The organism is Streptomyces rubradiris (genome assembly GCF_016860525.1).
GTDB classification, from domain to species: domain Bacteria; phylum Actinomycetota; class Actinomycetes; order Streptomycetales; family Streptomycetaceae; genus Streptomyces; species Streptomyces rubradiris.
On record NZ_BNEA01000009.1, the window covers coordinates 1 to 26,599 of the forward strand.

At 72.0% G+C, this 26,599-nt stretch carries 13 protein-coding genes and 3 pseudogenes; 5 read left to right on the top strand and 11 right to left on the bottom strand.

What is annotated here, in order from left to right; translation table 11 throughout:
• Positions 1–44 precede the first annotated feature (44 nt).
• The 9 genes from Srubr_RS12395 to Srubr_RS12430 all read right to left on the bottom strand — a co-directional run bounded on the left by Srubr_RS12395 (position 45) and on the right by Srubr_RS12430 (position 8,372).
• The gene (locus tag Srubr_RS12395; protein WP_189999875.1) at positions 45–1,139 is read right to left on the bottom strand and encodes a Gfo/Idh/MocA family protein; all 1,095 of its coding nucleotides are present in this window, start codon (positions 1,137–1,139) and stop codon (positions 45–47) included.
• A complete protein-coding gene (locus Srubr_RS12400) occupies positions 1,136–2,296 on the bottom strand; it encodes a DegT/DnrJ/EryC1/StrS family aminotransferase (protein ID WP_189999876.1) in 1,161 nt (386 codons plus the stop codon). The genes Srubr_RS12395 and Srubr_RS12400 overlap by 4 nt, the downstream gene beginning before the upstream one ends.
• A gap of 162 nt (positions 2,297–2,458) precedes the next feature.
• On the bottom strand, positions 2,459–2,788 hold the full coding sequence (locus Srubr_RS40555; protein ID WP_229927022.1) for a TPMT family class I SAM-dependent methyltransferase: 330 nt from the start codon (positions 2,786–2,788) through the stop codon (positions 2,459–2,461).
• Positions 2,692–3,081, bottom strand: a complete 390-nt coding sequence (locus tag Srubr_RS40560; RefSeq protein ID WP_229927023.1) for a class I SAM-dependent methyltransferase — start codon at positions 3,079–3,081, stop codon at positions 2,692–2,694. Before Srubr_RS40560 ends, Srubr_RS40555 begins: the two co-directional genes overlap by 97 nt.
• A 163-nt stretch (positions 3,082–3,244) precedes the next feature.
• Positions 3,245–4,240: a methyltransferase domain-containing protein gene (locus Srubr_RS12410; RefSeq protein ID WP_229927024.1), complete on the bottom strand. Its 996-nt coding sequence runs from the start codon at positions 4,238–4,240 to the stop codon at positions 3,245–3,247.
• Between the two features lie 372 nt (positions 4,241–4,612).
• Positions 4,613–6,181 (bottom strand): ANL family adenylate-forming protein, encoded by a 1,569-nt coding sequence (locus tag Srubr_RS12415; RefSeq protein WP_203854929.1) that lies wholly within the window; start codon positions 6,179–6,181, stop codon positions 4,613–4,615.
• A gap of 163 nt (positions 6,182–6,344) precedes the next feature.
• Positions 6,345–7,340, bottom strand: a complete 996-nt coding sequence (locus tag Srubr_RS12420; RefSeq protein ID WP_229927015.1) for an acetamidase/formamidase family protein — start codon at positions 7,338–7,340, stop codon at positions 6,345–6,347.
• A gap of 187 nt (positions 7,341–7,527) precedes the next feature.
• On the bottom strand, positions 7,528–7,752 hold the full coding sequence (infA, locus tag Srubr_RS12425) for a translation initiation factor IF-1 (protein ID WP_189999831.1): 225 nt from the start codon (positions 7,750–7,752) through the stop codon (positions 7,528–7,530).
• Positions 7,740–8,372, bottom strand: coding sequence for a GNAT family N-acetyltransferase (locus Srubr_RS12430; RefSeq protein WP_229927014.1), 633 nt, complete (start codon positions 8,370–8,372; stop codon positions 7,740–7,742). Before Srubr_RS12430 ends, infA begins: the two co-directional genes overlap by 13 nt.
• Positions 8,373–8,723: 351 nt before the next feature.
• Between Srubr_RS12430 and Srubr_RS12435 the strand changes: the two genes are divergently transcribed.
• From Srubr_RS12435 to Srubr_RS12460, 5 genes and pseudogenes are all read left to right on the top strand, one after another.
• Positions 8,724–9,134, top strand: coding sequence for an AMP-binding protein (locus Srubr_RS12435; RefSeq protein ID WP_230426653.1), 411 nt, complete (start codon positions 8,724–8,726; stop codon positions 9,132–9,134).
• A gap of 615 nt (positions 9,135–9,749) precedes the next feature.
• Entirely contained in the window at positions 9,750–10,190 is a 441-nt protein-coding gene (locus Srubr_RS41970) for an AMP-binding enzyme (RefSeq protein WP_203854987.1), read from the top strand.
• A 117-nt stretch (positions 10,191–10,307) separates the two neighbouring features.
• Positions 10,308–21,404: pseudogene (locus tag Srubr_RS12450) on the top strand (SDR family NAD(P)-dependent oxidoreductase); the annotation flags it as partial.
• A 220-nt stretch (positions 21,405–21,624) separates the two neighbouring features.
• A pseudogene (locus Srubr_RS40570) lies at positions 21,625–22,362 on the top strand (acyltransferase domain-containing protein); the annotation flags it as partial.
• Between the two features lie 272 nt (positions 22,363–22,634).
• Positions 22,635–24,761 carry a beta-ketoacyl reductase gene (locus Srubr_RS12460; RefSeq protein WP_203854990.1) on the top strand — a complete coding sequence of 709 codons (2,127 nt, stop codon included), beginning with the start codon at positions 22,635–22,637 and terminating at the stop codon, positions 24,759–24,761.
• Between the two features lie 72 nt (positions 24,762–24,833).
• Here Srubr_RS12460 and Srubr_RS41650 read toward each other — a convergent pair.
• Positions 24,834–25,088: pseudogene (locus Srubr_RS41650) on the bottom strand (MbtH family NRPS accessory protein); the annotation flags it as partial.
• Between the two features lie 37 nt (positions 25,089–25,125).
• On the bottom strand, positions 25,126–26,328 hold the full coding sequence (locus Srubr_RS12470) for a cytochrome P450 (RefSeq protein ID WP_230426644.1): 1,203 nt from the start codon (positions 26,326–26,328) through the stop codon (positions 25,126–25,128).
• Positions 26,329–26,599: the final 271 nt, after the last annotated feature.

Sequence of the window (26,599 nt, forward strand, 5' to 3'; positions counted from 1 at the left end):
GTCGAGGTCGAAGATCACCACACTGCGCACCGGTACGCTCGCCATCAGGTCGCCGCCGCGGTCATGACCGGCCCGGCGGGCAGCAGCGGTGTCGCCGAGGCCGCGTACAGCGCCTCGATCGTGCCGACGATCCGCCGCACGCCCGCGATCGCGGATCCGCACGCCGACGGATCGGCGAGGTGGTCCCTGATGTCGTCGAGCTGACGGGAGTACTCGGCGCCGATCGGCTCGGTCGGGACCGTGATCTCGCTCGTCCGGCCCCGCCGGACGACGCTGAGCCGCGGCCGCGGCTCGCGATTGGGGCTGAAGCCGAAGGTGGACCGGAGCATCGCGGTGTCGTCACTCCCCTCGATCCGGATCTCGGTGACGTCATGGCTCGCCGCGTGCGTGGCCCAGCTGGCGCGAAGGCCCACCGACAGACCGCTGCCGGTGACCAGGAAGCCGCGCACGGTGTCCTCGACGTCCGCGTCGAGTTCCGGCACCGGCTGATCATGCCGCCAGGCCGCCGTCCAGCGCGGGTCGTTGACGTGGTCGTACGAGGTGGACGCGGCGGCCTGAACGAACGCCAACGGCCCGGCGACGGTCTCCAGGACATCGAGCAGATGCCATCCGAGGTCGAACAGCACCCCGCCGCCTGCCTCCGCCCGGCTGGTGAACCAGCCCTGGGACCGGGGCACTCCGCAGGCCCGTTCCCACACCAGGTCGATGTGGCGCAGGTGGCCGAGCTCGCCGGCCAGACCGGCCAGTGCCCGCACGTCCGCGCGGTATCGGCACGCACTTCCGGCCAGCAACGGGACGCCGCCTGCCCGCTCGGCCGCGGCCAGCCTGTCCGCCTCCGCGCTCGAGAGGCAGACCGGCTTCTCCACGAAGGTGGCGAGACCTCGGGTGAGAAGACGTCGCGCGAGCGCCGCGTGCAGGTGGTTGGGCGAGGCGACCAACGCGAGGTCGGCGTCCTCGGCCCGCAGCGCGTCGACGTCGCCGAAGGCCGGACGGCCGGTCGCCGCGGTGAACGCCTCCCGCCTGGCCGGATCCGGATCGACCGCGGCCACTACCTCGTAGTCACCGTTTGCCATCAGACGAGGAAGCCAGATCTCTCGGCCGGACCACCCGAACCCGACCAGTACGGTGCGGATCCTCATCCGGCGGCCACCTGGTCGGCCACGATGGCGGCGGTGTCGGTGAGAGCCTGCTCCGACGCGAGCAGGGTGCGGTGGTGCAGCCAGACGCAGTCCTGGCTGATCGCGTCGGCGTTGGGGCACCGCTTGGCGACCGCGTCGACGGACTCCTCGGGTGCGCCGGTCTCCCAGAACGCCGCGGTGCGGTAGATGGCGCGGAAGCCCGCGAACGCCGGGATCCCCGCGTCGACCAGGCGATCGACGAGGAGGTTGCGACGCTCCTCCGACCAGCCGGGAAGCCGGAACATCGCCATGTAGTGCGGATTCCGGTCGGCCCGCGCATCACCGCCCTGCGGCCGGACGCCGGGGATCTGGGCCAAGAGCTGCGACAGCAACCGCCACCGCTGCTCGCGCAGCTCGATCTGGCCGTCGAGGCGGCCCAGCTGAGCGCGCAGGACGGCGGCCGAGAACTCGTTCATCCGCATGTTGGTGCCGGCCACCTGGTGGTGATAGTTGCGGTCGGTGCGCGGCCGGCCGCAGGAGTGATGCAGGAATGCCTTCTCGTAGTCGTCCGGGTCCAAGAACAGCACCGCGCCGCCCTCGCCCGCGGTCATCAGCTTGCCGTTCTGGAAGCTGAACGCCGCGATCGAGCCCAGCTCGCCCACGCGCTTGCCCCGCCACCGGGCACCGTGCGCGTGGGCCGCGTCCTGAAGGATCCGGACGCCGGCATCGGAGGCGAGCTTGTCCAGTGCGTCCATGTCGGCCATGAGACCCGCCATGTGCACCGGCATGATCACCCGGGTCCGCGGTGTGATCGCCTCGGCGGTGGCGGTCGCGTCGATGTTGTAGGTCTCCGGATCGACGTCCACCGGCACGGCGACGGCCCCGATCCGCTGAGCGGCCTGGGACGAGGAGATGAAGGTGAACGCCGGCACGATCACTTCGGTGCCCGGTCCCGCACCCAGCACCTGCAGGGCGAGCTCCAGCGCGTGCGTGCCGTTGGTGACGGCGAGGGCGTGGTGGGCACCGTGGTATCCGGCGAACTCCCGCTCGAAGCTGTCCACCTCGCTGCCACCCATGCGCCACCACTGGCCCTGGGACAGCGCACGATCAAGAGCTCGGCGTTCGGTGTCATCGAATTGCGGCCAATCCGGAAAGGTCGGCCTCGGTCGCGGACTCATTTCTGCCTGACTCCTTCTGGTTGATTGGCCTCACGGTACGGAGTCCGATGCCTACGCCACGGCTCTTCGACCTGGCAGCCGATTCGGAATTCGCCGTCGCCCTGTTCCATGAATTCGGCGCGACGGGAGGCCTTTCAGGGGGATTCGCTCGGGGAAGGGTGGTCAGGTGCGGGTGATCGCGGCCAGCCAGCCCGGTGCCCCGTCGATGTCTCTGTTGTTCTCCAATGTCGCGGGTTCGATCGAATCGACCCGCCAGCCGTCGGCGAAGGTGGCCCGGATTTCGTCCTGGCTCACCCGCCTGGCGCGGATCCCGCCCTGGCTCTCCCGTCGCGGTCCGCTGCCGGGGTGATGGCGGTCGCTGATGCAGAGCAGGAACAACCGCGCGTCCGGCGGCATCACGGTGGCCAGGCTGCCGGCGTAGCGGACGCGTTCGGTCTCGCTGAACGCGTGGAACAGGGCGCAGTCGAGCACGGTGTCGAACTGCTCGCCCAAGTCGCCGAGTTGAGTGCGTCCCCGACCAGGAAGCGCGCCGGCAGGCCGCGCTCTTCCGCTTTGCGCCGCGCGATCCCGATCGCCGTCGACGCCGAGTCGATGCCGACCGTCGGCAGGCCGAGGGCCGCCGCCATGAGCGCGACCTCGCCGGTGCCGCACCCGACGTCGAGCACCCGGCCGCGGAAGGCGCCCGCCTCGGCGAGGTCGCGCAGGGCCGTCTGGGGGCGGCCGAGGTCCCAGAGCGGTGTTCCGGCGTAGTGCGCGTCGAAGCCCTCCACCTTGCTGCCACCCATGTGTGTCCGGCTCCTTCTGGTCGATTGGCCTCACGGTACGGAGTTCGGCGCCTACGCCACTATCCCTCAACCTGGCAGCAGATTTGTGTTTCGCCGTCGCCCCATTCTGCGAATTCGGCGCACGTGGCAGCCTTTCGGGGGTGTGCGCTCGGGAAAAGGGCGGTCAGGTGCGGGTGATACTGGCCAGCCAGGCCAGCACTCCGTCGACATATTTGTTGTTCTCCAGCATCGCGGGTTCGATCGAATCGACCCGCCAGCCGTCGGCGAAGGTGGCCCGGATTTCGTCCTGGCTCACCCGCCGCGGTCCGATATCGGGTGGATGGCGGTCGCTGAAGCAGAGCAGGAACAACCGCGCGTCCGGCGGCATCACGGTGGCCAGGCTGTCGGCGTAGCGGACTCGTTCGGCGTCGCTGAACACGTGGAACAGGCCGCAGTCGAGCACGGTGTCGAACTGCTCGCCCATGGCGCCGAGTTCGAGTGCGTCCCCGACCAGGAAGCGCGCCTGCAGGCCGCGCTCTTCCGCTTTGCGCCGCGCGATCTCGATCGCCGTCGACGCCGGGTCGATGCCGACCGTCGGCAGGCCGAGGGCCGCCGCCATGAGCGCGACCTCGCCGGTGCCGCACCCGACGTCGAGCACCCGGCCGCGGAAGGCGCCCGCCTCGGCGAGGTCGCGCAGGGCCGGTTGCGGACGGCCGGTTTCCCAGGGCGGCGTACCCGCATACCGCGCGTTGAAATGCTCGGGGGACAGGGCATCGGTGAGCCGGCGCGCCAGTTGCTCGAGTGTCTCGACCAATTCCTTGGCCTGGCCGGGGTCTTGGATCCCGGCGGCCGCGGCGAGCTGCTCGTCGATCCGCGCGGCGGCTCGGCCGGCGCTCCTGTGCCGGGCAGCCGCCCGGACGACCGTTTGTCCGTCCGGGGCGGCCGCGGTGGTGACCGCACCCCGGTCGCGCAGGGTGGCGACGCTCGTCTCCACGTGGCTCGCCGGGAAGCCGGTGCGGTTGGCGATCTCGGTGACCGAGGTGTCCGGGTGTTCGAACACGTCGGTCATGACGTGACGCACGCCGGGAGACAGCTGTCGCACACCGGTGGGGTCCGGGAGGGCGTCCTCGCCGATCCGCAGCAGCTTGCGCGCGAGGTCGTGCAGTTCGAAGCCGTCCATGGCCGGAGAGTCTTCCCGACGCCGGACAGCGCACGCCATCACGCAGGTTGACGGTACTGGGGATCGCTGGTCGGTCGGCTGGGGTGGTCGCTGAACTCGGGCCGGGGGCAGGTCTGTTGTGCCGGGAGCCGGTATCGGGCAGGGCCTGCGGCACCGGCCGCGCAGGTGGGCCGTGGGCGAGTGGCTCCCCGGCCGCCGGGCGGTAAGGCTCCGTCAGCCCGGCAGTCCGTCTCCAGGGCCCGGCCCGCGCGGATGCGGGCCACCAGGGCCCCGGGGCCTGGGGAGGGGCAGAGCGGCGGGCGCGTGGTGAGGCGACCGCATCGCACGTCCGGGAAGAACGCTCCGGACCGGTACGAGGAGATGCTTGCCGCGTCAGGCCTGGGGGGCGGGCCGGGTCAGTGCGGCGCGGGCGTCGGCCCGCAGCCGGACCCGATCGGGTTTGTCCCAGCCGGTCGTCGGCAGTTTCCGGCGAATGTCGATCAGGCGGGGGACGTAGGTGTCGGACAGTGCCTCGGCGACGTGACGGCGCAGTTCCCGGGGATCCGGGTCGGCGCCGGGCTCGGGCACGACGGCGGCGTAGATGTGCTCCACCCGGTCGGCGTCCTCGACCCCGCATACGGCGGCCTGGGACACGCCCGGGGCCTGCCTGAGCACCTTCTCCACCTGCTCGGGGTGGATGCGGATTCCCTTGACCTTCATCATGTTCGCGAGCCGGCCGGTCAGGTGCAGGTAGCCGTCGGTGTCGAGGTGCCCGAGGTCGCCGGTGCGCACCCAGCCGTCGCGGACGAGTGCCGCGGTGAGTGCCGGCTCGTGCCAGTAGCCGGCCGTGGGCCAGCGTGGAACCGCGCAGACCTCGCCGACCTCGCCGACGGGCAGTACCGCGCCGGTGTCGGGGTGCCGGATGCTGAGCGCCTCTGGGTTGACCGGCCGGCCCGCGCTGGAGCAGGCGCGCAGGTCGTCGTGGTCGCCGGGGGGGAGCATGGTGAGCACTCCGGTCTCGGTCGTGCCGTAGACCTGGATCAGTACGGGGCCGAAGATTTCCCGGGCCTTGCGCAGCTTGAGCGGTGCCCCGGGGCTGCCGGTGTAGATCAGCTCGGTCAGGCTGGACAGGTCGGTGGCCGCCCGGTCCGGGTGCTCGGCCAGTGCGTACACCTGCGGGGTGCCGAGGATGAGCCGGCCGATGCGGTGCTGCGCGATCGCGTGGAGCACGGCCGCGGCGTCGAAGCCGGGATGCAGGACGACCATGCCGCCGGTGATGAGCGTGTCGTCCGCGGCGAACCCGCTGGAATGGGTGAGCGGTGCGGTGATCAGGACGTTCGTCCGGCTGCTGCGGTCGATGGCCGATGCGGCCATGTCGTTCTTGACGCCGAAGGGCCAGCAGACACCCTTCGGCAGGCCGCTCGCCCCACTGGTCTGGGTGATCACCGCGAGGTCGCTGTCGGTGATGTCCGGGCACGGGCCTACTCCGTCACCGCAGCCGGCGGTCAAATCCACCGTGTCCGGCTGTCCTGCGCCCAGTACGGCCAGGACCGGCCGACCGGTCGCGTTCACCAGCAGCTCCCGTGCCCGTGCCTCGTTGGCCGGGTCGACCGCCAGCATCCGGGCGCCGACATCCGAGACGATGGCGCGCTGCAAGTCCATGCGCAACTCGTCGTCAGGCACCACCGCATTCATCCCACGCACATGTGCGGCGGTCGCCCCCACCAGGTTGGCCGCCCACCGCAGGATCAGTGTGGCCGCGGTGTTGGGCTCGGTCAGGATGCAGACGACGTCACCGCGGCCGACGCCGTGGCGGCCCATCGCGGCCGCGGCCCGGCGAACGGCGTCGGCCAGCTCCCCGGCGGAGAAGGGGACGTCCCCGCTGACCATGGCAGGGCGATCCGGATCGGCATCGAAATGAGTCAGCAGCTGCTGAACATAATGCACATGCGTGGTACTCATGACCCGGTTTCGCCTTCCTGTCCAAGACAATGCGATGTCCAGTGGTCGAGTGAGACGAACCGCAGGCTAAACCGGCGGGCACCGAGGGCCCCATACCTCACATTGACGGCACGTGGTCGCCGCGAAAGAGCCGGCCCCGGCCTGCCCGGGAAGGCTGAACGGCTCAGGCCGCGGGGCGCAGCCAGCGGTCGACCCGGGTACGCAGGCCGGCCGGGAAGATGTCTTTGCGCAGGAGGCCGTGCACGCCCTTGGGCGGCAGGGGGACATCGACGTGGTGGACCTCGCTCTGGTCCGCGTACTGGGTGATCCGGAAGCTCGCGGCCATGCTGCACAGTGCGTGGGCCTCGGCGCGGGTGACGCCGGACGCCGCGCTGAACCAGCTGATCAGTCCGCGCAGGCAGTCGACCAGTGCGGCCTCCAGGCTGTCAGCCAGTCCGATGCCGATCCAGTGCGTGTCGGTCTCGGCCAGCGGCCGGGTCAGGCCCACGTTCTTGTGGAGGTCGTACCGCATCCGCAAGCGCTCGGCCGTGGACTTCAGGCCGGTCTGGTCGACCAGTCCGTCGCCCTGCAGGGCGTGAATGTCACCGATCCAGATCCGGGCCCCCGGCTTGGCCACGGGAAGGAACAGCGAGGAGCCCACGGTGAGTTCGGGGAGGGCCAGGTTGCCGCCGTGGTCGCCACCGATCAGCGCGCTTGTCTGCTCGTCGCCCGGCGGTTCGACCGCGATGATGCCGGCGAACGGGTCGAGCGGCAGCGAGATGCCGTGAACGTAGTCGGCCCGGGTGCGGGTCCGGTCGAACCGGAAGTCGTGGAAGTACGGCTCGTCGAAGTCGTACGGCAGCGCGCCGGCCCGGGTGGGGAAGGCGTTGCCGCCCCAGTCGCTCAGCCGCAGTTCCGTCAGCCGGCACTCGACGACGTCGCCCGGTTCGGCACCGGTCACCTCGACCGGGCCGACGATCTGGAACGGGCAGCCCGGGTACTCCTGGCGCAGCCGCGCACGGTCGGCCGGGGACGAGCCGTACCGCAGCTGGTTCTGCCAGTTGGTCCAGGTGTCGGGGTAGAGAACCTCGTCGCCGGACTCGATCCTGGCTGCCGACGCAGCGCCGGGATCGAGGACGCCCGGCCGGACCGTGGCCAATGTGGACTGAACCGTATGCATCGTCACGGCCGCAACGCTAGGCAGCCGCAGATGAGCCAGGCAAGGAAGTCCGGGCGTCACCGGGCAAGACTGTCAACGTGACTGGTGAAGGTGCACCGCGGACTTCCGGCCAGGAGGCCATCGAAGCGGTGCGGACCCCCTGAGGGGGGATCAGCACCGCTCCTGCCTTGGCGTGTTCCGCCGGCCGCTACATCCGGTGCCGGAAGGTGATCCGGCCACGGGTCAGGTCATACGGGCTCAACTCGACCGTCACCGTGTCCTGCGGCAGGATCTTGATGTAGTGCTTGCGGAGCTTCCCGCTGATGTGTGCGAGTACCTTGTGACCGTTCTCGAGTTCAACCCAGAACTTGGCGTCTTTCAGGGACTCGACGATGGTACCGACAACCTCGATACCTCGATTTACTTTTGCCACGTCAGCTCCAAGGTGTTGCTCTCACGGCGGGCTCCGACGCTTTCCAACAGGCTGATCGTCGCGGTGTCGGTCTCGTCGACGTCGATCGTCGCGAGACCGAACTCGCGAGTGTGCAGAGCGTCCAGCGCGTGGACCAGCAGCGCCCTGCCGATGCCACGGCGGCGCTGGTCGGCGCGGACCTCGATGGAGCGAATCCGCGCGATCCGCGGCCTCCCGTTGTCCCGCATCGACGGCGAAATCCGGATCACACCGACTTCGACCCCCTCGACTTCGGCGCGGGACTCCTCCGCGCCGCCGGTCAACGTCACCCCCGCCGGGGGCGACACGGCGGGCTGCGCTTCGCCGGGCACCAGCAGGTACTGCCGCTCACTTCGGTGAGGGGTGAAGCCGGCCCGCCGCCAGTTCGAGATCGTGTCCGCGTCGTCGGCGTCGACCAGCGTGTAGAGCGGCGCCGGCAGTTCCGCCAGCATGGCGGCGGCCAGCCGGTCGAAGGCTGTGTCGTGCCATGCGTCGATGCTGATGTACAGTCGCCCGTCGGGCCTGCGCCCCGTGTCGCCACTGCCGACAACCAAGTCGCCGTCGCTGGCGTGCCACTGGTCTTCGGCGACCCGCGTGATCACGGGGTCTGGGGTGGGATGCTTAAGGTTGATGGCTGTCGCCTTCCAGGAGTGCCTCTGGTGCGCTCCCGCGACATCTACATCAGTCGCCTGCCGTGACCAATAGGGGGAGCACCCGGGTAATCGAACGAACATTCACGGGTCTCACCTCCTACAGGGTCTGTCACGGCCTGTGAACATTACCAGACGGACGTCGTCACGCCCAACTGCGAGGGCGGAGAACCCTGCAGACAAGCCGCACCCTGCCGCGAAGGCCACGAGGCTGAGGGATGCCCAGCCGGCACGGCCGCTCCTAGCCTCCGCATGTAGGCAGAAGGCTTTTTGGTGCCCGATGAGGTTTCGCTCCACGAGAGGATGCGTGATTCCGTGCGCGCCGAGCTGATCAGAGCGCTCCCCCTGGTGTTGCGGGAGCACGCGGACAACTTCGGTGGGAAGGTCGCCTTCGAGGACGCGGAGCGGGCGGTCACGTACGCCGATCTGGAGGCGCGGACCCGGCGGCTGGCCGGGCATCTGGCGGGACTCGGTGTGCGGCGCGGCGATCGGGTGATGATCTGCCTGCGCAACAGCGTGGAGATGCTGGAGAGTTACCTCGCGATCCTTCGCGCGGACGCGATTCGGGGTGCCGGTCAACCCCGCGTCCACCGACTTCGAACTGGACCTATCTCCTGGCCGACAGCGAGGCGGCCGTCGTCATCACCGACCCCGTGCACGTGGCCGGCTTCCTGCGCTCGCCGTCCCTGCCCCGCGGCGCCAGGCTGCTGGTGACCGGCGACGCCCCGCGCACGCGTCGGTCCACGCCCTACCAGGAAATCGTCAGGCCCGAGCCCGCGGAACCCGCACGGACGATCTCGGCCTGGACGACGTGGCATGGACGTTCTACACTCGGGGACCACCGGGAACCGACGGGAGTGCTGTCCAGCCAGCGCAACTGCTTGTACTCGGTGGCGGCGAGCTATGTGCCGATCCCGGGCTGTCGGCCGACGACGCGTGCTGTGGCCGCTGCCGTTGTTCCACAGCCTCTCCCACATCGCGTGCGTGCTGGCGGTGACCGCGGTCGGCGCGACCGCCCGGCTCATGGACAGCCCTTCGGGCGACGAGTTCCTGGAGGCCGCCGGGAAACCCGGGCCACCTCGTGGCGGGTGTGCCGACCACCTACCACTACCTTCTGGAGGCGCGGCGCCAGCGCCGGATCACCCTGCCGGACCTGCGGATGGGCTGGTCGGGGGAGCGGTCGCCGGCCCAGGGCTGTGCCGGTCGTTCCGCGAGGAGTTCGGGGTGCCGCTGGTCGATGCGTACGGCAGCACCGAGACGTGCGGGGCGATCACATGAACCCGCCGGAGGCGTCCGCGTCGACGGGTAGTGCGGGCTTCGGTGCCCGGCGTGGATGTCCGCATCGTCGACCCGGAGACCGGCCGCGACGTGCCGGCCGGCGCCGAGGGCGAGGTGTGGTGTGCGCGGCCCGAACGTGACGCCGGCTACCACAACAAACCGGAGGCGACCGCTGCCGCGTTCCAGGACGGCTGGTATCGCACGGGTGACCTCGCCCGCCGGGACGCCGCCGGTACTTCAACCATCAGCGGCCGGAATCAACGATCTGATCGTCGGGGCGGGGAGAACGTCCATCCGGAGGAGATCGAGGCGGTTATCCGCGCCGTTCCGGGGATCGCCGACGTCGGCGTGGCCGGCCGGCCGCACGAGGTGCTGGGCGAGGTGCCCGTCGCCTACGTGGTCGCCGGCCCGTCAGGCGTCGAGGGCCGACGCCGTGATCGAACGGTGCCGCCGGGAGCTGTCCACGTTCAAGCTTCCCGAAGAGGTCTATGAGGTGGCCGGCGTTCCGCGGACTGCGTCGGGGAAGATCCAGCGGCGCCTGCTGGCCGATCAGCCCGCCGTACTGCGATGCACGGCAAGCGGGGTGCACGACGGAGTGCTGCGCCTGGAGTGGGTGCCCGCGCGGCCCGCGGCACCGCCGGCCCCGCGCCGACGACCTGGGCGTTCGTCGGCTCGGCCGCGGCGGGCCTCGCCGCGGCCGCGGGCTCGTCCTCCTGCTACGCCGATCTGGCCACGGCCGGCGCCGCCGAGATGACGGTGCTGCTGGCGCCCGACATGCCGGGCACCTGGGCGGCGCGCCGCGCCGGGATCGAACAGCTGGTCGAGGAGCTGACGGCGTGGGCCGCGCGAGCCGGATCGGGGCAGCTGGTCCTCGTGACCCGGCGGGCAGTGGCGGTCTCGGCGCGGGACGATCCGGCCGATCCGGCTCAGGCCATGCTGGCGGCCGCGGCGGGCCAGGTGCTGGGGAGCCGGGCCATCCTGGTCGACCTGGACGGCGCATCGCCGGTCGACGCCGTGCCGTACGCGACCCTGCGTGACGAGCCGCGCTGGGCTCTGCGGTCCGGCGAGCTCCTGGTGGCCCGGCTGACCCGTCAGGCGGTCCCGGACCGGTCGATACGCGATTCATGGTCCGGCTCCGACGGCGTCGTGGTGCTGACGGGTGCGCACACCGTGCGCGGCGCCGCGGTGGCACGCCACCTGGCCTCCGTCCTCCCGAACGAGCGGCTGCTGCTGATCGCCGGCGAGGACGCCGCCGAGTGGGAGCCGGCGATCGCGGCGGGCCCCGCCGCGGTGATCCTCGCCGACGGCGACCCCGAGCTGGCCGCGAAGCTGAGCACCGCAGCGGACTTTGCCCGGACCTCGTTCATCACGATCGCGGACTCGTACGAGGTCACCGGGGCGGCAGACCCCGGCCGGGCGGTCTCGGCGGCCATGATGGGCGCCGTGGTCCACGACCGCCGACGGCGCGGTCTGGCCGGCTCGGTCCTGACCTGGTGCGAACCGGCCGGGGACACGCCGGGTTCGCCCTGGTTGCGTGACGGGCTGTTCGCGCTCGACACGCTCCTTGCCACATCGGACCCGACGCCGTTGTTCGCCCTGCGTGCGCGCCGGCCGGAGCCGGGGGCCGGCGTGCCCGCCCTGCTGCGTGCCCTCTTCCCAAAGCCGCTCGTCCAGGACGGACTCGAGGACACCTCCTCCGCTCTGCGGGCAGAACTGGCCCGCCTGGACCGGCACGCGCAGCACACGCTGCTCCAGGCCCTGGTCCGGGACGAGTCCGCGGCGTCGCTCAACCAGCCCGACACCGTCGCCGTCCCGGTGGACCGGGCGTTCCGGGACCTCGGGTACAACTCGGTCGCACTCATCGAACTGCGTACCCGGCTGATGGCCAGGACCGGTCTGAAGCTGCCGACCGCAGCGGTGTTCGACCATCCGACGCCGCGTGCGCTGGCCGCGTACCTGCACGCCGAACTGGTCGGTGACACCGCTGCCGACACCGCCGCCGGCAAACCGTCCGACCCCGACGAGCCGGTGGTGATCGTCGGGATGGCCTGCCGCCTGCCGGGCGGGATCACCGGGCCGGACGAGCTGTGGCGTCTGGTCAGCGAGGGCCGGGATGCGTCAGGGCCGTTTCCGGCCGACCGCGGCTGGGACCTGGAGCGGCTGTTCGACGCCGACCCGGGCCGGGCCGGGACCTCGTATGTCGACCGGGGCGGGTTCCTCGACGGCGCGGCCGAGTTCGACGCCGACTTCTTCGGGATCTCCCCGCGCGAGGCACTCGCGATGGACCCGCAGCAGCGGCTGCTGCTGGAGACCGCGTGGGAGGCGCTGGAGCACGCGGGAATCGACGCGTCGTCGTTGCGGGGCACCGACGCCGGGGTCTTCGCCGGCCTGATGGAGCAGGGCTACGGCACCGGCGGTCCGGTGCCCGAGGAGCTCGAGGCCTTCCAGACGACCGGAACCGCGGGCAGCGTCGCGTCGGGCCGGATCTCCTATCTGCTCGGCCTGCGGGGACCGGCGATCACCGTGGACACGGCGTGCTCGTCCTCACTGGTCGCGCTGCATCTGGCCGCCCACGCGCTGCGCCGCGGCGAGTGCTCCCTGGCCTTGGCCGGTGGTGCCACGGTGATGGCCACCCCCCAGTCATTCGTCGAGTTCTCCCGGCAGCGCGCACTGGCCGCTGACGGCCGGTGCAAATCCTATGCCTCGGCCGCCGACGGCACCGCGTGGGCAGAGGGGGCCGGGATGCTGGTCCTGGAACGCCTCGGCGATGCCCGCCGCAACGGGCACCGGATCCTGGCGGTGCTGCGCGGCTCCTCGGTGAACTCCGACGGCGCGTCGAACGGCCTCACCGCACCGAGTGGTGAGGCGCAGCAACGGGTCATCCGGCAGGCACTGACGTCGGCCGGCCTGGGCCCGGCGGACATCGACGCGGTGGAGGGGCACGGGACCGGGACCGTTCTGGGCGACCCGATCGAGGCCGAGGCGTTGCTGGCCACCTACGGCCGGGACCGCGACGCCGGCCAGCCCCTGTGGCTGGGATCGCTCAAATCGAACGTCGGCCACACCCAGGCCGCGGCCGGTGTCGCCGGCGTGATCAAGATGATCCAGGCGCTTCGGCACGGTGTGCTGCCGGCGACACTCAACGTGGACGAGCCCACCTCACGCGTCGACTGGTCGTCGGGCGCGGTCGCGCTGCTGACGGAGAACAGGACCTGGCCGGACCTCGGCCGTCCGCGTCGCGCGGGAATCTCCGGCTTCGGCCTGAGCGGAACGAACGCCCACGTGATCGTGGAGGAAGCACCCCGGCAGCCGGCCGTCCGGCGGCCGGCGCCACCGGCGCCATCGGCGCCCCGGATCGTGCCTCTGGTCCTGTCGGCCCGCGGAACGCGGGCGCTCAACCGGCTGGCGGACCGGCTCGTCCCGCTCATCCAGACCGCCGACGACTCGTCCTGGGCCGACATCGCCGTGGCGCTGGCCACTCGACGAGCAACCATGGACGAGCGCGCGGTCGTACTGGCCGGCTCCCGGGACGAGGCGCTGGCCGGCCTGCGCGCACTGGCCCGCGACGAGGCCAGTCCCCTCGTGGTGCGCGACAGCGCCACCTCTGACGCGTCGTCCGGCGTCGTGCTGATCTTTCCCGGGCAGGGCGCGCAGTGGGCCGGGATGGGCCGTGAGCTGCTCGATACCTCCCCCGCGTTCGCCGGGGTCGTCCAGGAGTGCGCTCGGCTGCTGACCGAATGGGCGGACTGGTCGCTGATCGACGTGCTGCGCGGCGAGGCCGACCAGGAACTGCTGGAACGCGTCGACGTCATCCAGGTGGCGAGCTTCGCGATGATGGCCGGGCTGGCCGCGCTGTGGGCGTCGGCGGGAGTCCGGCCCGACGCGGTCGTGGGCCACTCGCAGGGTGAGATCGCCGCGGCATACGTCGCCGGGGCGCTCTCCCTGCGCGACGCCATGCGGGTCGTCGTGGTCCGCAGCCAGGCGATCGCCGGGACCCTGTCCGGCCGAGGAGGCATGGCGTCGGTGCGCCTCGACGCCTCCGCCGCGGCGGCCTGGCTGGCGGAAAGGGACGGCCGGGTCCAGGTCGCCGCGGTGAACGGTCCGTCCTCGGTGGTGCTCTCCGGTGACCCGGAGGCGCTGGCGGACGCGTTGAGCGAACTGGCCGAGTCCGGTGTCGACGTACGGCGGGTGGCAGTCGACTACGCATCGCACAGCGACCAGGTCGAGGCCGTCCGGGACCACCTGGCGGTGGCTCTGGCCGATCTGTCGCCCGCCGAGCCCACGGTGCCCTTCCACTCGACCGTGACCGAGGGCCGGGCCACCGGAGCGCTGGATGGCGGCTACTGGTACCGCAACCTGCGGCAACAGGTCCGTTTCGGTCCCACGATCGACCGCCTGCTGGAGCAGGGATTCGGCGCGTTCGTCGAGGTCAGCCCCCACCCGGTGCTGGTCCAGCCGGTCGCTGAGGCCGTACACCACGCGCCCGCGGAAGCGGTCGTCGTCGGTTCGTTGCGCCGGGACGACGGCGGGCTCGGCCGTCTGGTGCGATCGATGGCCGAGCTGTTCGTCCACGGCGTCCCGGTGGACTGGCGCGGCCTGCTCGCCGACGACGTCGCCCGGGCCGCGTGGGTCGACCTGCCGACGTACCCGTTCGAGCGCCAGCACTTCTGGCGCCGTCCGGTGCCGAGCGCCGGCGCGTCGGGCATGGGCCTGGACGACGCCGGCCACCCGCTGCTCGGTGCGCTCGTCCGGCTCCCCGAATCCGGTGGCCTGGTCGCGACCGGCCGATGGTCCGCGTCGACGCTCGCGTGGGCGGCCGGCACCGAGGCCACCGACGGGTCCGACGGCGCCCCGGTCCGGGTACCGGAGGCGGTACTGGTGGAGCTGGCACTGTGGGCAGGCGGAGAGGCCGACGCCCCGGTCGTCGAGGAGCTGACCATCGATCCGGCCGTCGTGCTGCCCCGCCACGGCGGCCGCGACATACGGATCGTCGTGGGGCGGCCGGACGCTTCTCGCCGGCGGCCGATCACGGTCTACTCGGGGCCGCCCGGAGCGGCCGTGACGCAGGAATGGACACGTCACGCCACCGGCACGGTGACACCGTCGGCCGGCCCACCCGGCGAGTTCTCCCTCGGCCCCGCGGCCGAGGTCGCGCTCGATGACGCCGAGCAGCCCGACGCGCACCGCTACGGCATTCATCCGGCTCTGCTCGACGCGGCGGTCCGCGCCGTTGTCTCCCCGGATGAGCGGCCGAAGACCTGGCGAGGCGTCCAGCTGCTGGCGTCCGGAGCCACCGGGATTGACGTCCGCTCGGCGTCCGCGCCGACCCGTCCGGCCTGGCACATCGAGTTGACGGATCCGGCCGGGCAGCGGGTGCTGGAGGTGGCTGAACTGGTCACCGAGCAGCGGGAGCAGGCGCAGCCCGCTGCTTCCTGCGCGGGCCTCTTCCGCATCGACTGGGTCGACCACCCGCTACCGCCAAACTCCTCGGCGGCCGGCTCTGCCGCCCGCTACATCACCGACGCCACCGACCTCGTCGGCGCGCCGGCGACTGTGCTGATCCACGAGGTCGACATCTCCGCCGGGGACCCTCGGGGCGCGGTCGTCGCGGAACTCGAACTGCTACAGGCGTTCCTCGCCCGGCCGGCCGGGGACGACGACCGACTGGTGATCGTCACGCCGGACGGGGAAGACGTCGTCACCAGCGCCGTGCGGGGCCTGGTGCGGTCGGCCCAGTCGGAGCACCCGGGCCGGTTCGTCCTGGTGGCGGTGGACGACGCGGCCGGTGCGACGAATGCTGTGATCGCGGCGGCCCTGAGCGGCGAACCGCAGCTCCGGCTCCGGGACGGCCGGGCACAGGTGCCACGGCTCGACCGGCTGCACCCGGCCGCTTCGTCATCGCAGGCCCGACCGCTCGATCCCGACGGCACCGTGCTGATCACCGGTGGTACGGGAACGCTCGCGGCGGTGACCGCGCGGCACCTCGTCACCGAGCACGGTGTCCGCCATCTGATCCTGGCCGGCCGCCGCGGCCCCGAGGCCGACGGCGCCGCGGCGCTGCACGACGAACTGGTCGGGCTCGGCGCGACCGTTCGGCTCGTGGCCGCCGATGTGGCGGACCGCGAGCAGGTGGTGGCGCTGCTGGCCATGGTCGAAGAGAACCACCCGCTGACCGCGGTCGTGCACACCGCCGGGGTACTGGACGACGCGGTCATCACCGAGCTCGACCCGCACCGCGTCGACGCCGTGTTCGGGGCGAAGGTGGATGCGGCCCGCCACCTGGACGACCTCACCCGTGACCTCGGTCTCGCCGCCTTCGTTCTCTACTCCTCGGCCGCGGGCGTGCTCGGCAACCCGGGGCAGGGAAACTACACCGCGGCCAACGCGGCACTGGACGCCGTGGCGCGGGAACGGCGGCACGCCGGCCTGGCGGCGGTCTCGATCGCCTGGGGTTACTGGGACCGGGCCAGTGGCCTGACCCGCCACCTCGGCCACGCCGACCACCGGCGGAACCGGGACATCGGCATGGTCGCCCTGTCGGACGGCGACGGGATGGCGTTGCTCGACCAGTGCCTGCGCGCCGGTGACGGCCCGGACGCGGCGCTCGTCGCCGCCGGGTTCGACCTGGCCGCGCTCCGGGCGGCCGATCAGTCGCGGGTGCCGCCCGTCCTGCGGAGCCTGGTCCGGGGCAAACGGCCGATCGGCCGGGCGACCACGAACGCACGGCCGGCTCCGGCGGCGCCGGCCTCCCCCTCCGGCCGGATCAGCGCGCTGCCCCCGGCCGAGCAGTTCGACGCCCTGGTCGACCTGATCCGCCGGCAGTGCTCCCTCGTCCTTGGCCACGCGAGCACCGACGCGATCCGGCTCGACCGGACGTTCAAGGACTCGGGCTTCGACTCGCTCACCGCGCTCGAACTGCGCAACCGGCTCGCCACCGCGACCGGGCTGTCCCTGCCCCCCTCGATGATCTTCGACTTTCCGCGACCGAGGTCGCTGGCGGCCCACCTGCAGGCCAAGCTCCTCGACGACGCGCAGGCCCAGCCGGCCACCGCGCAGCCGAGGGCGACGGCCGCGGAGCCGAGGGCGACGGCCGGGGAACCGATCGCCATCGTCGCGATGGCCTGCCGGTTCCCCGGTGGCGTACACAGCCCCGAAGACCTGTGGCGGATCCTGTCCGCGGAGACCGACACGGTCACCGAGTTCCCCACCGACCGCGGCTGGGACACCGACCGGCTGTTCGATCCCGACCCGGACCACCCCGGCACCACCTACGTCCGCCACGGCGCCTTCCTCGACGACCCGGGCGCCTTCGACGCCGGCTTCTTCGGTATCTCCCCGCAAGAGGCGTTGGCGATGGACCCGCAGCAGCGACTGGTCATGGAGACCTCGTGGGAGCTGCTCGAACGCGCAGGCATCGACCCGCACAGCCTGCACGCCCAGGATGTGGGCGTCTTCGTCGGGGTGAACAGCCATGACTGGACCGTACGCACGCACCACGCGTCCGGCGTCGAGGGTTTCCGCCTGACCGGCAGCTCGGGCAGCGTCCTGTCCGGAAGGGTGGCCTACCACCTGGGCCTGGAGGGCCCGGCGATCACCGTGGACACCGCCTGCTCGTCCTCACTGGTAGCCCTGCACCTGGCCGTGCAGGCCATCCGCAACGGCGAGTGCTCGATGGCGCTGGCGGGCGGCGTGATGGTGATGGGCACGGTGGAGACCTTCATCGAGTTCTCCCGGCAGCGGGGGCTCGCCCCCGACGGCCGCTGCAAGGCGTTCGCCGACACGGCCGACGGCACCGGCTGGTCGGAGGGGGTCGGACTCCTTCTGGTCGAGCCGCTGTCCCGGGCCCGTGAGCAGGGCCACCGGGTGCTGGCCCTGGTCCGCGGAACGGCGGTGAACTCCGACGGCGCCTCCAACGGCCTCACCGCGCCGAACGGCCCGTCGCAGCAGCGCGTGATCCGCAAGGCGCTCGCCGCGGCCGGACTGCGGGGCGATGAGGTCGACTCCGTCGAGGGCCACGGCACCGGGACCACGCTCGGCGACCCGATCGAGGCGCAGGCGCTGCTGGAGACCTACGGCCGGGACCGGCCGGCCGACCGACCGCTCTGGCTCGGGTCGGTGAAGTCGAACATCGGCCACACCCAGGCCGCGGCCGGCGTCGCGGGCGTGATCAAGATGGTCATGGCGATGCGGCACGGCGTCCTGCCGAGGACGCTGCACGTCGACCGGCCGTCGACCCACGTGGACTGGTCGGCGGGCGCGGTCCGGCTGCTCACCGAACGCCGCGACTGGCCTCGTGCCGGACAGCCGCGCCGGGCTGGTGTGTCGTCGTTCGGTATCGGCGGGACCAATGCTCACGTCATCCTGGAAGAGGCCGGTGAGGAGAGCGCCGAGCATGACGCCGACGAGATGATGACCGGGGATCCCGCCCTGGACCGGCCCTCGGACGAGGGCTGCGTGCCGGTTCCGGTCTCCGGTCGCACCCCCGCCGCGCTGCGGGCCCAGGCCGGCCGGCTGGCGGACTTCGTGGCATCGCGGCCGGAGCTGGAGCCTGCCGACATCGCCCTCGCGCTGGCCACCGGCCGGGCGCAGCTCGACCGGCGGGCGGTCCTGGTGGTGCGGCATCGTGACGAGTTGGTCGGCGATCTGCGCGGTCTGGCCAAGGGTGCCGCTCCGGCCATCGGCGGCGCCCCGGTCGACGGCAAGCTGGCCTTCCTGTTCACCGGACAGGGCAGCCAGTGGCCCGGCATGGGCCGGGAACTCGCGGCCAGGTTCCCGGTCTTCGCCGAGGCGTTCACCGACGCCTGCCGCGCCGTCGAGACCCACTGGGCCGGTCATGCCACGGCGCCGCTGTCCGACGTCGTCTTCGCCGCCCCGGGCGCGCAGGACGGCCGGCTGATCGATCAGACGATCTACACCCAGGCCGGCCTGTTCGCTCTGGAAACCGCCCTGTATCGGCTCTACGAGTCATGGGGACTGCGCCCGGACCTGGTCGTCGGCCACTCCATCGGAGAGATCACCGCCGCGCACGTCAGCGGGGTGCTCGACCTGGCCGACGCGGGAAAGCTGGTCGCCACGCGGGCCCGGCTGATGCAGGCGCTACCGGCCGGCGGAGCCATGGTCGCTGTCCAGGCGAGCGAGGCCGAAGTGGCACCGGAACTGGTGGAGGCACCCGACGTCGTCCACGTCGCGGCGGTCAACAGCGCCCGGTCGCTGGTGCTGTCCGGTGCCGAGGCAGCCGTGCTGTGGGTGGCGGGCGAGCTCGCCCGCTTCGGCCACAAGACCCGCCGGCTGCCGGTGAGTCATGCCTTCCACTCACCGTTGATGCGACCGATGCTCGCCGAGTTCCGGGAGGTCGCCGAGTCGCTGACCTACCGGCCGGGCCGGGTGCCCGTCGTGTCCACGGTCACCGGCCGGCCGGACACCGGACAGCGATTGGCCACCGCCGACTACTGGGTCGAGCAGGTGCAGGCCACGGTCCGGTTCGGGGATGCGGTCAGATCGCTGCGCGATCAGGGCGTGACGACCTTCCTGGAGCTCGGGCCGGGGGGTGCGCTCACCACGATGGCGTCGGAGAGCCTGGAGTTGTCGGCGGCGTCCTGCATCGCGACGCTGCGCGCGGACGGCGCAGAAGTCGCCGACGTGATGGCGGCCCTGGGCGAACTGCACGTCCGCGGCGTGGCCCTGGACTGGCCCGCGGTCGTCGGCCGGCCGGCCGGATCCGCCTCGGCCCTGGCCACCGAACTGCCCACCTACGCGTTCCAGAGCCGGCGGTACTGGCTCGACCAGGCGGCGCTCGGGGACGCGGTCCCCGCGGCCGAGGCCGGGCCGGCCGACGGCCGGGAGGACGTTCAGGAGAGCGTCGCCGCCCGGTTGGCGAACCGGTCCCGGAACGAACGCCGGCGGGCCGCGCTCGAGGTGGTCCGGGAGTCGGTGGCGGTCGTGCTGGGCTATCAGCCGGCCGATCTCGACGCGATGGACGACGACCAGTCGTTCAGGAGCCTGGGCTTCGATTCGCTGGGCGGAGTACGGCTGCGTAACCGGCTGCGTGACCTCACGGGCGTCGACCTGCCCGTGACGGCGGTCTTCGACCACCCGACGCCGAAGGTCCTCGCGGCGCACGTGGCCGACGAGGTGGCGGGCGAGGTGGCCGAGGTGACCGATCGGGCTCCGGTGTCCCCGGCCGACCCCGACGAGCCCATCGCGATCATCGGCATGGGCGTGCGGCTGCCCGGCGGCGTGGAGAGCCCGGACGACCTGTGGCGCCTGGTCATCGAGCGACGCGACGCGATCTCCGGCTTCCCCACCGACCGGGGCTGGGACACCGACGGGCTCTACCACCCGGATCCCGCGCACCCCGGGACCACCTACACCCGATCGGGCGGCTTCCTCTACGACGCCGCCCAGTTCGACCCTGGGCTGTTCGGGATCTCCCCGCGCGAGGCACTGGCCATGGACCCGCAGCAACGGCTGCTCCTGGAGGCGTCCTGGGAGGCCATGGAGCGGGCCGGCATCGACCCGCTGTCCGCCCGGGGCGAAGAGATCGGTGTGTTCACCGGGATCGTGCACCACGACTACGCGACCAGGCTGAACCGGATTCCCGAGGAGGTCCGTGGATACGTCATGACCGGCACGTCGCCGAGCGTCGCCTCGGGCCGGATCGCGTACGTCTTCGGCTTCGAGGGGCCGGCGGTGACCCTGGACACCGCGTGCTCGTCCTCGCTGGTCGCCATCCACCAGGCCGCGCAGGCCCTCCGGCACGGCGAGTGCACGATGGCGCTGGCGGGCGGGGCCACGGTGATGGCCAGCCCGGAGGCGTTCGTCGAGTTCTCCAGCCAGCGCGGGCTCTCCGCCGACGGCCGGTGCAAGACGTTCTCGTCCACCGCGGACGGCACCGGCTGGTCCGAGGGCGCCGGCGTCGTGCTTCTGGAGCGGCTCTCGGTGGCCCGGCAGCGCGGTCACCGTGTGCTGGCCACGATTCGCGGGTCGGCGGTCAACTCCGACGGTGTGTCCAACGGGCTGACCGCGCCGAACGGGGCGGCCCAGCAAAGGGTGATCCGGCGGGCACTCGCCTCGGCCGGCATAGGTCCCGCCGACGTCGACGCGGTGGAGGCCCACGGGACCGGCACGGTGCTCGGCGACCCGATCGAGGCGGGGGCACTGCTTGCCACGTACGGGGAGGCCCGGGATGCAGGGCAGCCGCTGTGGCTCGGGTCCTTGAAATCCAACATCGGGCACACCCAGGCGGCCGCCGGTGTGGCCGGCGTGATCAAGATGGTCGAGGCGCTGCGGCACCGTGTGCTGCCGCCGACCATCCATGTCGAGGAACCGACCGGACAGGTGGACTGGTCGGCAGGCACCCTCGCCCTGCTGACCGAGCCGCGGGAGTGGCCGCGGACCGGCCGGCCCCGGCGGGCCGGCGTCTCCGCGTTCGGTGCCAGCGGAACCAACGCGCACCTGATCCTCGAGCAGGCCCCGGCCGAGGAGGCCGCGACCGCCCCCTCCGAGGACCCGGAGCCGTTGAAGGCGCTCGCGACGAACATCGTGCCGCTGGTGGTGTCCGCCAAGAGCGCCCGGTCACTCGGCGCGCAGGCCACCCGGCTGCGAATGTTTCTGGACAGCCCCGCTCAGAGCGGCGAACCGACGCTGCCGGCGGTGGCGGACGCGCTGGTGCGTGGCCGGGCGACGCTGCCGGAGCGAGCGGTCGTGCTGGCCGGCTCGCGGGACGAGGCGCTGACCGGCCTCGCCGCGCTCGCCCGCGGCGAGGTGACGCCCAACCTGACCACGGGCAGCGTGACCGGCTCCGGAGCACCCGGCCGACTGGTTCTCGTCTTCCCGGGCCAGGGAGCGCAATGGGCGGGCATGGGGCGCACGCTGCTGGAGGGTTTCCGCGGTCTTCCGGGCACGGATCGACGAGTGCGCGCGGGCACTGCGACCCTGGGTGGACTGGTCGCTGACCGATGTCCTGCGCGGCGAGGCGGACGAACAGACCCTCGGCCGCGTGGACGTCGTCCAGCCGGCGAGTTTCGCGATGATGGTCGGCCTGGCCGCGCTCTGGGAGTCGCTGGGCGTGCGGCCCGACGCGGTGGTGGGCCATTCCCAGGGGGAGATCGCGGCGGCGTGCGTCGCCGGTGTCCTGTCGCTGGCCGACGCCGCCCGCATCGTCGCGGTGCGCAGCCAGGCGATCGCGACCACACTGTCCGGCCGGGGCGGCATGGCGTCGGTGATGCTCGGCGCGGACGAGGCCAACGACCGGCTGGCGGCCTGGGCCGGCCGGCTCGAGGTGGCCGTGGTGAACAGCCCGTCCTCGGTGGTCGTCGCCGGTGACGAGGAGTCGTTGGCGGAGGCACTGGAGTCCTTGACCCGGGACGGCGTACGGACCCGCCCGGTGCCGGTGGACTACGCCTCGCACACCCACCACGTCGAACGCATCAGGGACGTCCTGGCGACGGCGCTGAGCGGGATCGACACCCGGCCTCCGCGCATACCGTTCTACTCGACGGTGACCGGTGGCTGGGTCGATGACGGCCATTGCCTCGACGCGGACTACTGGTACCAGAACCTGCGGCGGCCAGTCGGCTTCGGCCGGCCCGTGGCGAGTCTGCTGACCGAGGGCTTCGGAGTGTTCCTGGAAGTCAGCGGGCATCCGGTCTGGTGCAGCCGATGACCGACGTCATCGACGACCCGGACGGCCCGCTGCGCGGCGCCGGCGACCGATCGTCTCCGGCACGCTGCGCCGGGGCGCCGACGGTCCGGCATCCTTCCTCGCCGCGGCCGCGCGGCTCTTCGCCGGCGGTGTGCCGCTCGACTGGAGCGCCGACACTGCCGGCGCACCGTCCCGGCACACGGTCGAGTTGCCCACCTACGCCTTCGACCGCCAGCACTTCTGGCTGGCCGAAGCCGCCGCGGACAACGACCAACCGGCCGGCCGGGCGACGGATGCCGGCTTTCTGGAACGCCATCGACGACGCCGATCCGGCGGCTCTGGCCACCATGCTCAAACTGTCCGCCCACCAGAGCCAGGCCCTGGACGCGGTACTGCACGGCCCTCGCCGACTGGCGCAAGGCACGCGAGAACTGGTCGGTCTCGGAGCGACTCCGGTACGCGATCGGCTGGCCTCGCCCCCGCGCGAGGCCCTGGCGTGCCGCCGGCCGCTGGCTCGTCATCACGGCCGGAGACCGGCGGACGTCTTGCGCGACGGTCTGCTCGACCAGCTGCGGGCCAACGGCCTCGACGTCGTGCCCTGCGCGGTGGAAACCGGCCTGTCCAGGGACGAACTCGCCCGCAGGCTGGGCGGTTTCCTCACCGACGACGGGATCGCCGGCATCCTGTCCCTGCTCGCGCTCCCGGACCGGATGGAGAGCCACCGGCCGGATGCCGCGGCGCTCACCACCTCCACCCTGACCCTGATCCAGGCGCTCGCCGCGGCCGGTGCCACCGCGCCCCTGTGGTGCCTGACCCAGGGCGCGGTCAGCGTCGGTGTCCGCGACGCCGTCGCCGGGCCGGCCCACGTGGCCCAGGCGGCGGTGTGGGGACTCGGCCGGGCGGCCGCGCTCGAACGCCTGAACCAGTGGGGCGGTTTGATCGATCTGCCCGCCGAACCGGACGGCCGTGCCGTCCGGCACCTGCTCGGCGTGCTGACCGGCGTGTCCGGTGAGGACCAGGTGGCGATCCGACGGACCGGCGTCCATGTCCGGCGCCTGCGGCGTGCCCCCCATCCGGCCGGGACCGGGGGCGAACGGCAGTGGCGGCCGCACGGGACGGTCCTGGTCACCGGCGGTGCGGAGGGCCTCGGACGCTACGCCTCGCTGTGGCTGGCGCGGGCAGGCGCCGAGCGATTGGTGGTCACGACCAGCGGGCGCGAGCCCGGCGAGCGGGTCGAGTCACTGCGCGACGAGGTGGCGAAGCTGGACAAGGGCACCGTCGTCGAGTCGTGCGCGGACGCCGACCGGGACGCGCTCGCCGGCCTGGTCCACGCTCCGGGCCGCCCGTTGACCGCGGTCGTCCACGCCGCCGACCTGTCCCTGACCAGCTTGATCGACGAGACCGGTGACGCGGAGGTCACGGAGGTCTTCCGGGCCAAGGTGAACACCGCGGTCTGGCTCAGCGAGCTGACGGCGGACCTTCCGCTCGACGCGTTCATCGTCTTCTCCTCGATCGCCGGCATCTGGGGCGGTGGCGGTCAAGCCGCCTACGGCGCGGCGAACGCGGTCCTCGACGCGCTGGTGCGGCGTCTGCGGGCGGACGGCGTCCCGGCGCAGGCGATCGCCTGGGGTGCGCTGACCGCGGGCGGCGCGGGAATGGACGAGGAGACGCTGGCCCAGCTCCGGCGGCGCGGCGTCATCCCGATGACACCCGACACGGCGACAGCCGCGCTGGACCAGGCGGTCCAGGCCGCCACGGAATCGGTGGTCATCGCCGACATGGACTGGAGCGCCTTCATCGTGCCGTTCACGTCGGCCCGCACCAGCCCGCTCTTCGACGACCTGCCGGAGGCCGCGGCGGCGATCGAGGCGGCACAGCCCTCCGACGACTTTGCCGAGAGCGCGTCGTCGCTGATGACGTCGCTGCGCGCGGTCGGGGCCGAACAGGACCGGATCCTGCTCCGGCTGGTGCGCAGCCAGGCGTCCATGGTCCTCGGTCACGGTGGTGCCGACGGGATCGGCGCGGCCCAGGCGTTCCAGGAGGCCGGTTTCGACTCGCTGGCGGCCGTCAACTTCCGCAACAGCCTGATCACCGCCACCGGGCTGAGGCTGCCGGCCACACTGATCTTCGACTGTCCGACCCCGCAGGCGGTGGTCGCATACCTGCGCTCGGAACTGCTCGAGGCCGAGGACGACGCGGATGTCCGCGAGGAGGACGTACGGCGGATCCTGGCCTCGGTGCCCTACCAGCGCCTCAAGGAGGCCGGTGTCCTGGAGACGCTGCTCGGCCTGGCCGACGCCGAGGCGGGCGGGGCCAGGGCATCGGACGAGGGCCCCGGGCCGGAGGCGGCCGCCGACGAGCTCATCGACATCATGGACGTCGACAGTCTGATCAAGCGGGCGCTCGGCTCCGGCAGCTGATCGCCGGAGCCGAGCTGGACGGTGGCGCCGGGGCCGGCCGGAAACCGGCCGGCGCCACTGCCTGATGAGGACCAGGCACGCCTGCCGCGTGCCGGGGCCGGCGGCCACGCCCCGGCCTGGGGGCACATCGGCGAAGCCGGGCCGGAGCGAGAACTGGCCCTCGCCGTTGCAGAGCACGGGATATTCGCCGGACACCACCTCGAACGGATCGGCCGTGACGGTCTTCTCCGTCACAAGGCCATGGTTCACCCCACGCTGAAAGGGCGCCCGTCCGCGGGCTGTGGGGGCCGCTGAACGAGAAAAAGGCCCAGCAGGTGGGCAGCACACTTCGGCTGCTCCACCGCTGGGCCCGTGCTTCGGTCCGTCAGCCCTTGCGGACCTCGATGGGCAGCTGGTTGACGCCGATCATCGCCCAGGGGTTGCGCAGGTTGACCGGTAGGTCGTCGCGTACGCGGATGTCGCTGTACCGCTCCATCAGAAGGCGCAGGGCGATCCCCACCTCGAGCCGCGCCAGCGGCGCGCCGAGGCAGAAGTGCATGCCCTTGCCGAACGTCAGGTGCGGGTTGGGGGCCCGGTGGATGTCGAACCGGTCCGGGTCGGCGAAGACGCGGTCATCGCGGTTCGCGGTGGTCAGCCACGCCAGGACGAAGGCGCCGGCCGGGATCTTCTGCCCGCCGATCTCGACGTCCTTCGTCGCCTGCCGCCCGAGACGGGGGAACGGAGGCCGGTAGCGCATCGACTCCTCGACCGCGGCCGGAATCAGCGCGGGATCGGCCCGCAGCTGCGTCCACACCTCGGGGTTCTCGTGCAACGCGAGAACCGTGTTGCCCAGGGTGGAGGTCGCGGTGACGTGGCCGGCGAGCAGCAGCAGGCCGAGGAAGCCGACGGTCTCCTCGTCGTCCAGCCGCACACCGTCGACCTCGACCTCCAGAAGCTTGCTGGTGAGGTCGTCGCCCGGGTTCTTGCGGCGGCGGCGGACGAACTCCAGCAGGTGGGTGTTCAACTCGCGCAGCAGCGGCGCGACATTGTTCACCGCGCTCTCCCCGAGGGAATCCAGCGACTGTTCCGGATCGACGTTGTGCACCTCGAAGAAGGTGTCGGACAGCCGCCGGACGAACGCGCGGTCGCTGACCGGGATGCCGAGCATCTCGGCGATGACGATGAACGGCAGCGGGTAGCCCAGCTGCTCGATCAGGTCCCACTGGTCGCCGCCGGCGTCCGCGTCGTCGAGCAGCTGCAAGGTCACCTCGGTGATCCGGGGTTCAAGTCCGGCGATCATCTTCGGGGTGAACGCGCGGCTGACCAGGCCGCGCAGCCGCCGGTGCACCGGATCGTCCGCCCCGAAGTTGCCCTTCTTGAACAGATCGAAGTCTTCCTGCTTGGGAGCCAGCGGGGCGACGTCGGACGAGAAGGCCGCCGAGTCGGTCAGCACCTGCAGGACGTCGTGGTAATCGAGTACGTGCCACGCCTTGATCTTGTCGTCGAAGTGCACGGCTCCGCGCTCGCGCAGCCCGTCGAGATAGGCGAGAAAGTTGGACAGTATCCGTTCGGATTGTTTCACGCTCATGAAACTCACTTCTCTCGTACGGCCCGATTCCGCGCTACTCGCCAGCCACCGTAGAACCGGACCGAACCGGCCGGACATCCCTCACCTTGCTAAGCGTCTCAACAGCCGCCTTGCACGGACTCGTTGGACGCTCATGCCGAACCCGCTGGTGCGGCGTGTTCGCACCGCCAACCGTCAGGCCGGGGGATGGGGATCGCTTCCGGCGCGGCCTATTAATGGGGGCATGGGACTGAAGATCGGTTACAAGGCATCGGCCGAGCAGTTCGCCCCG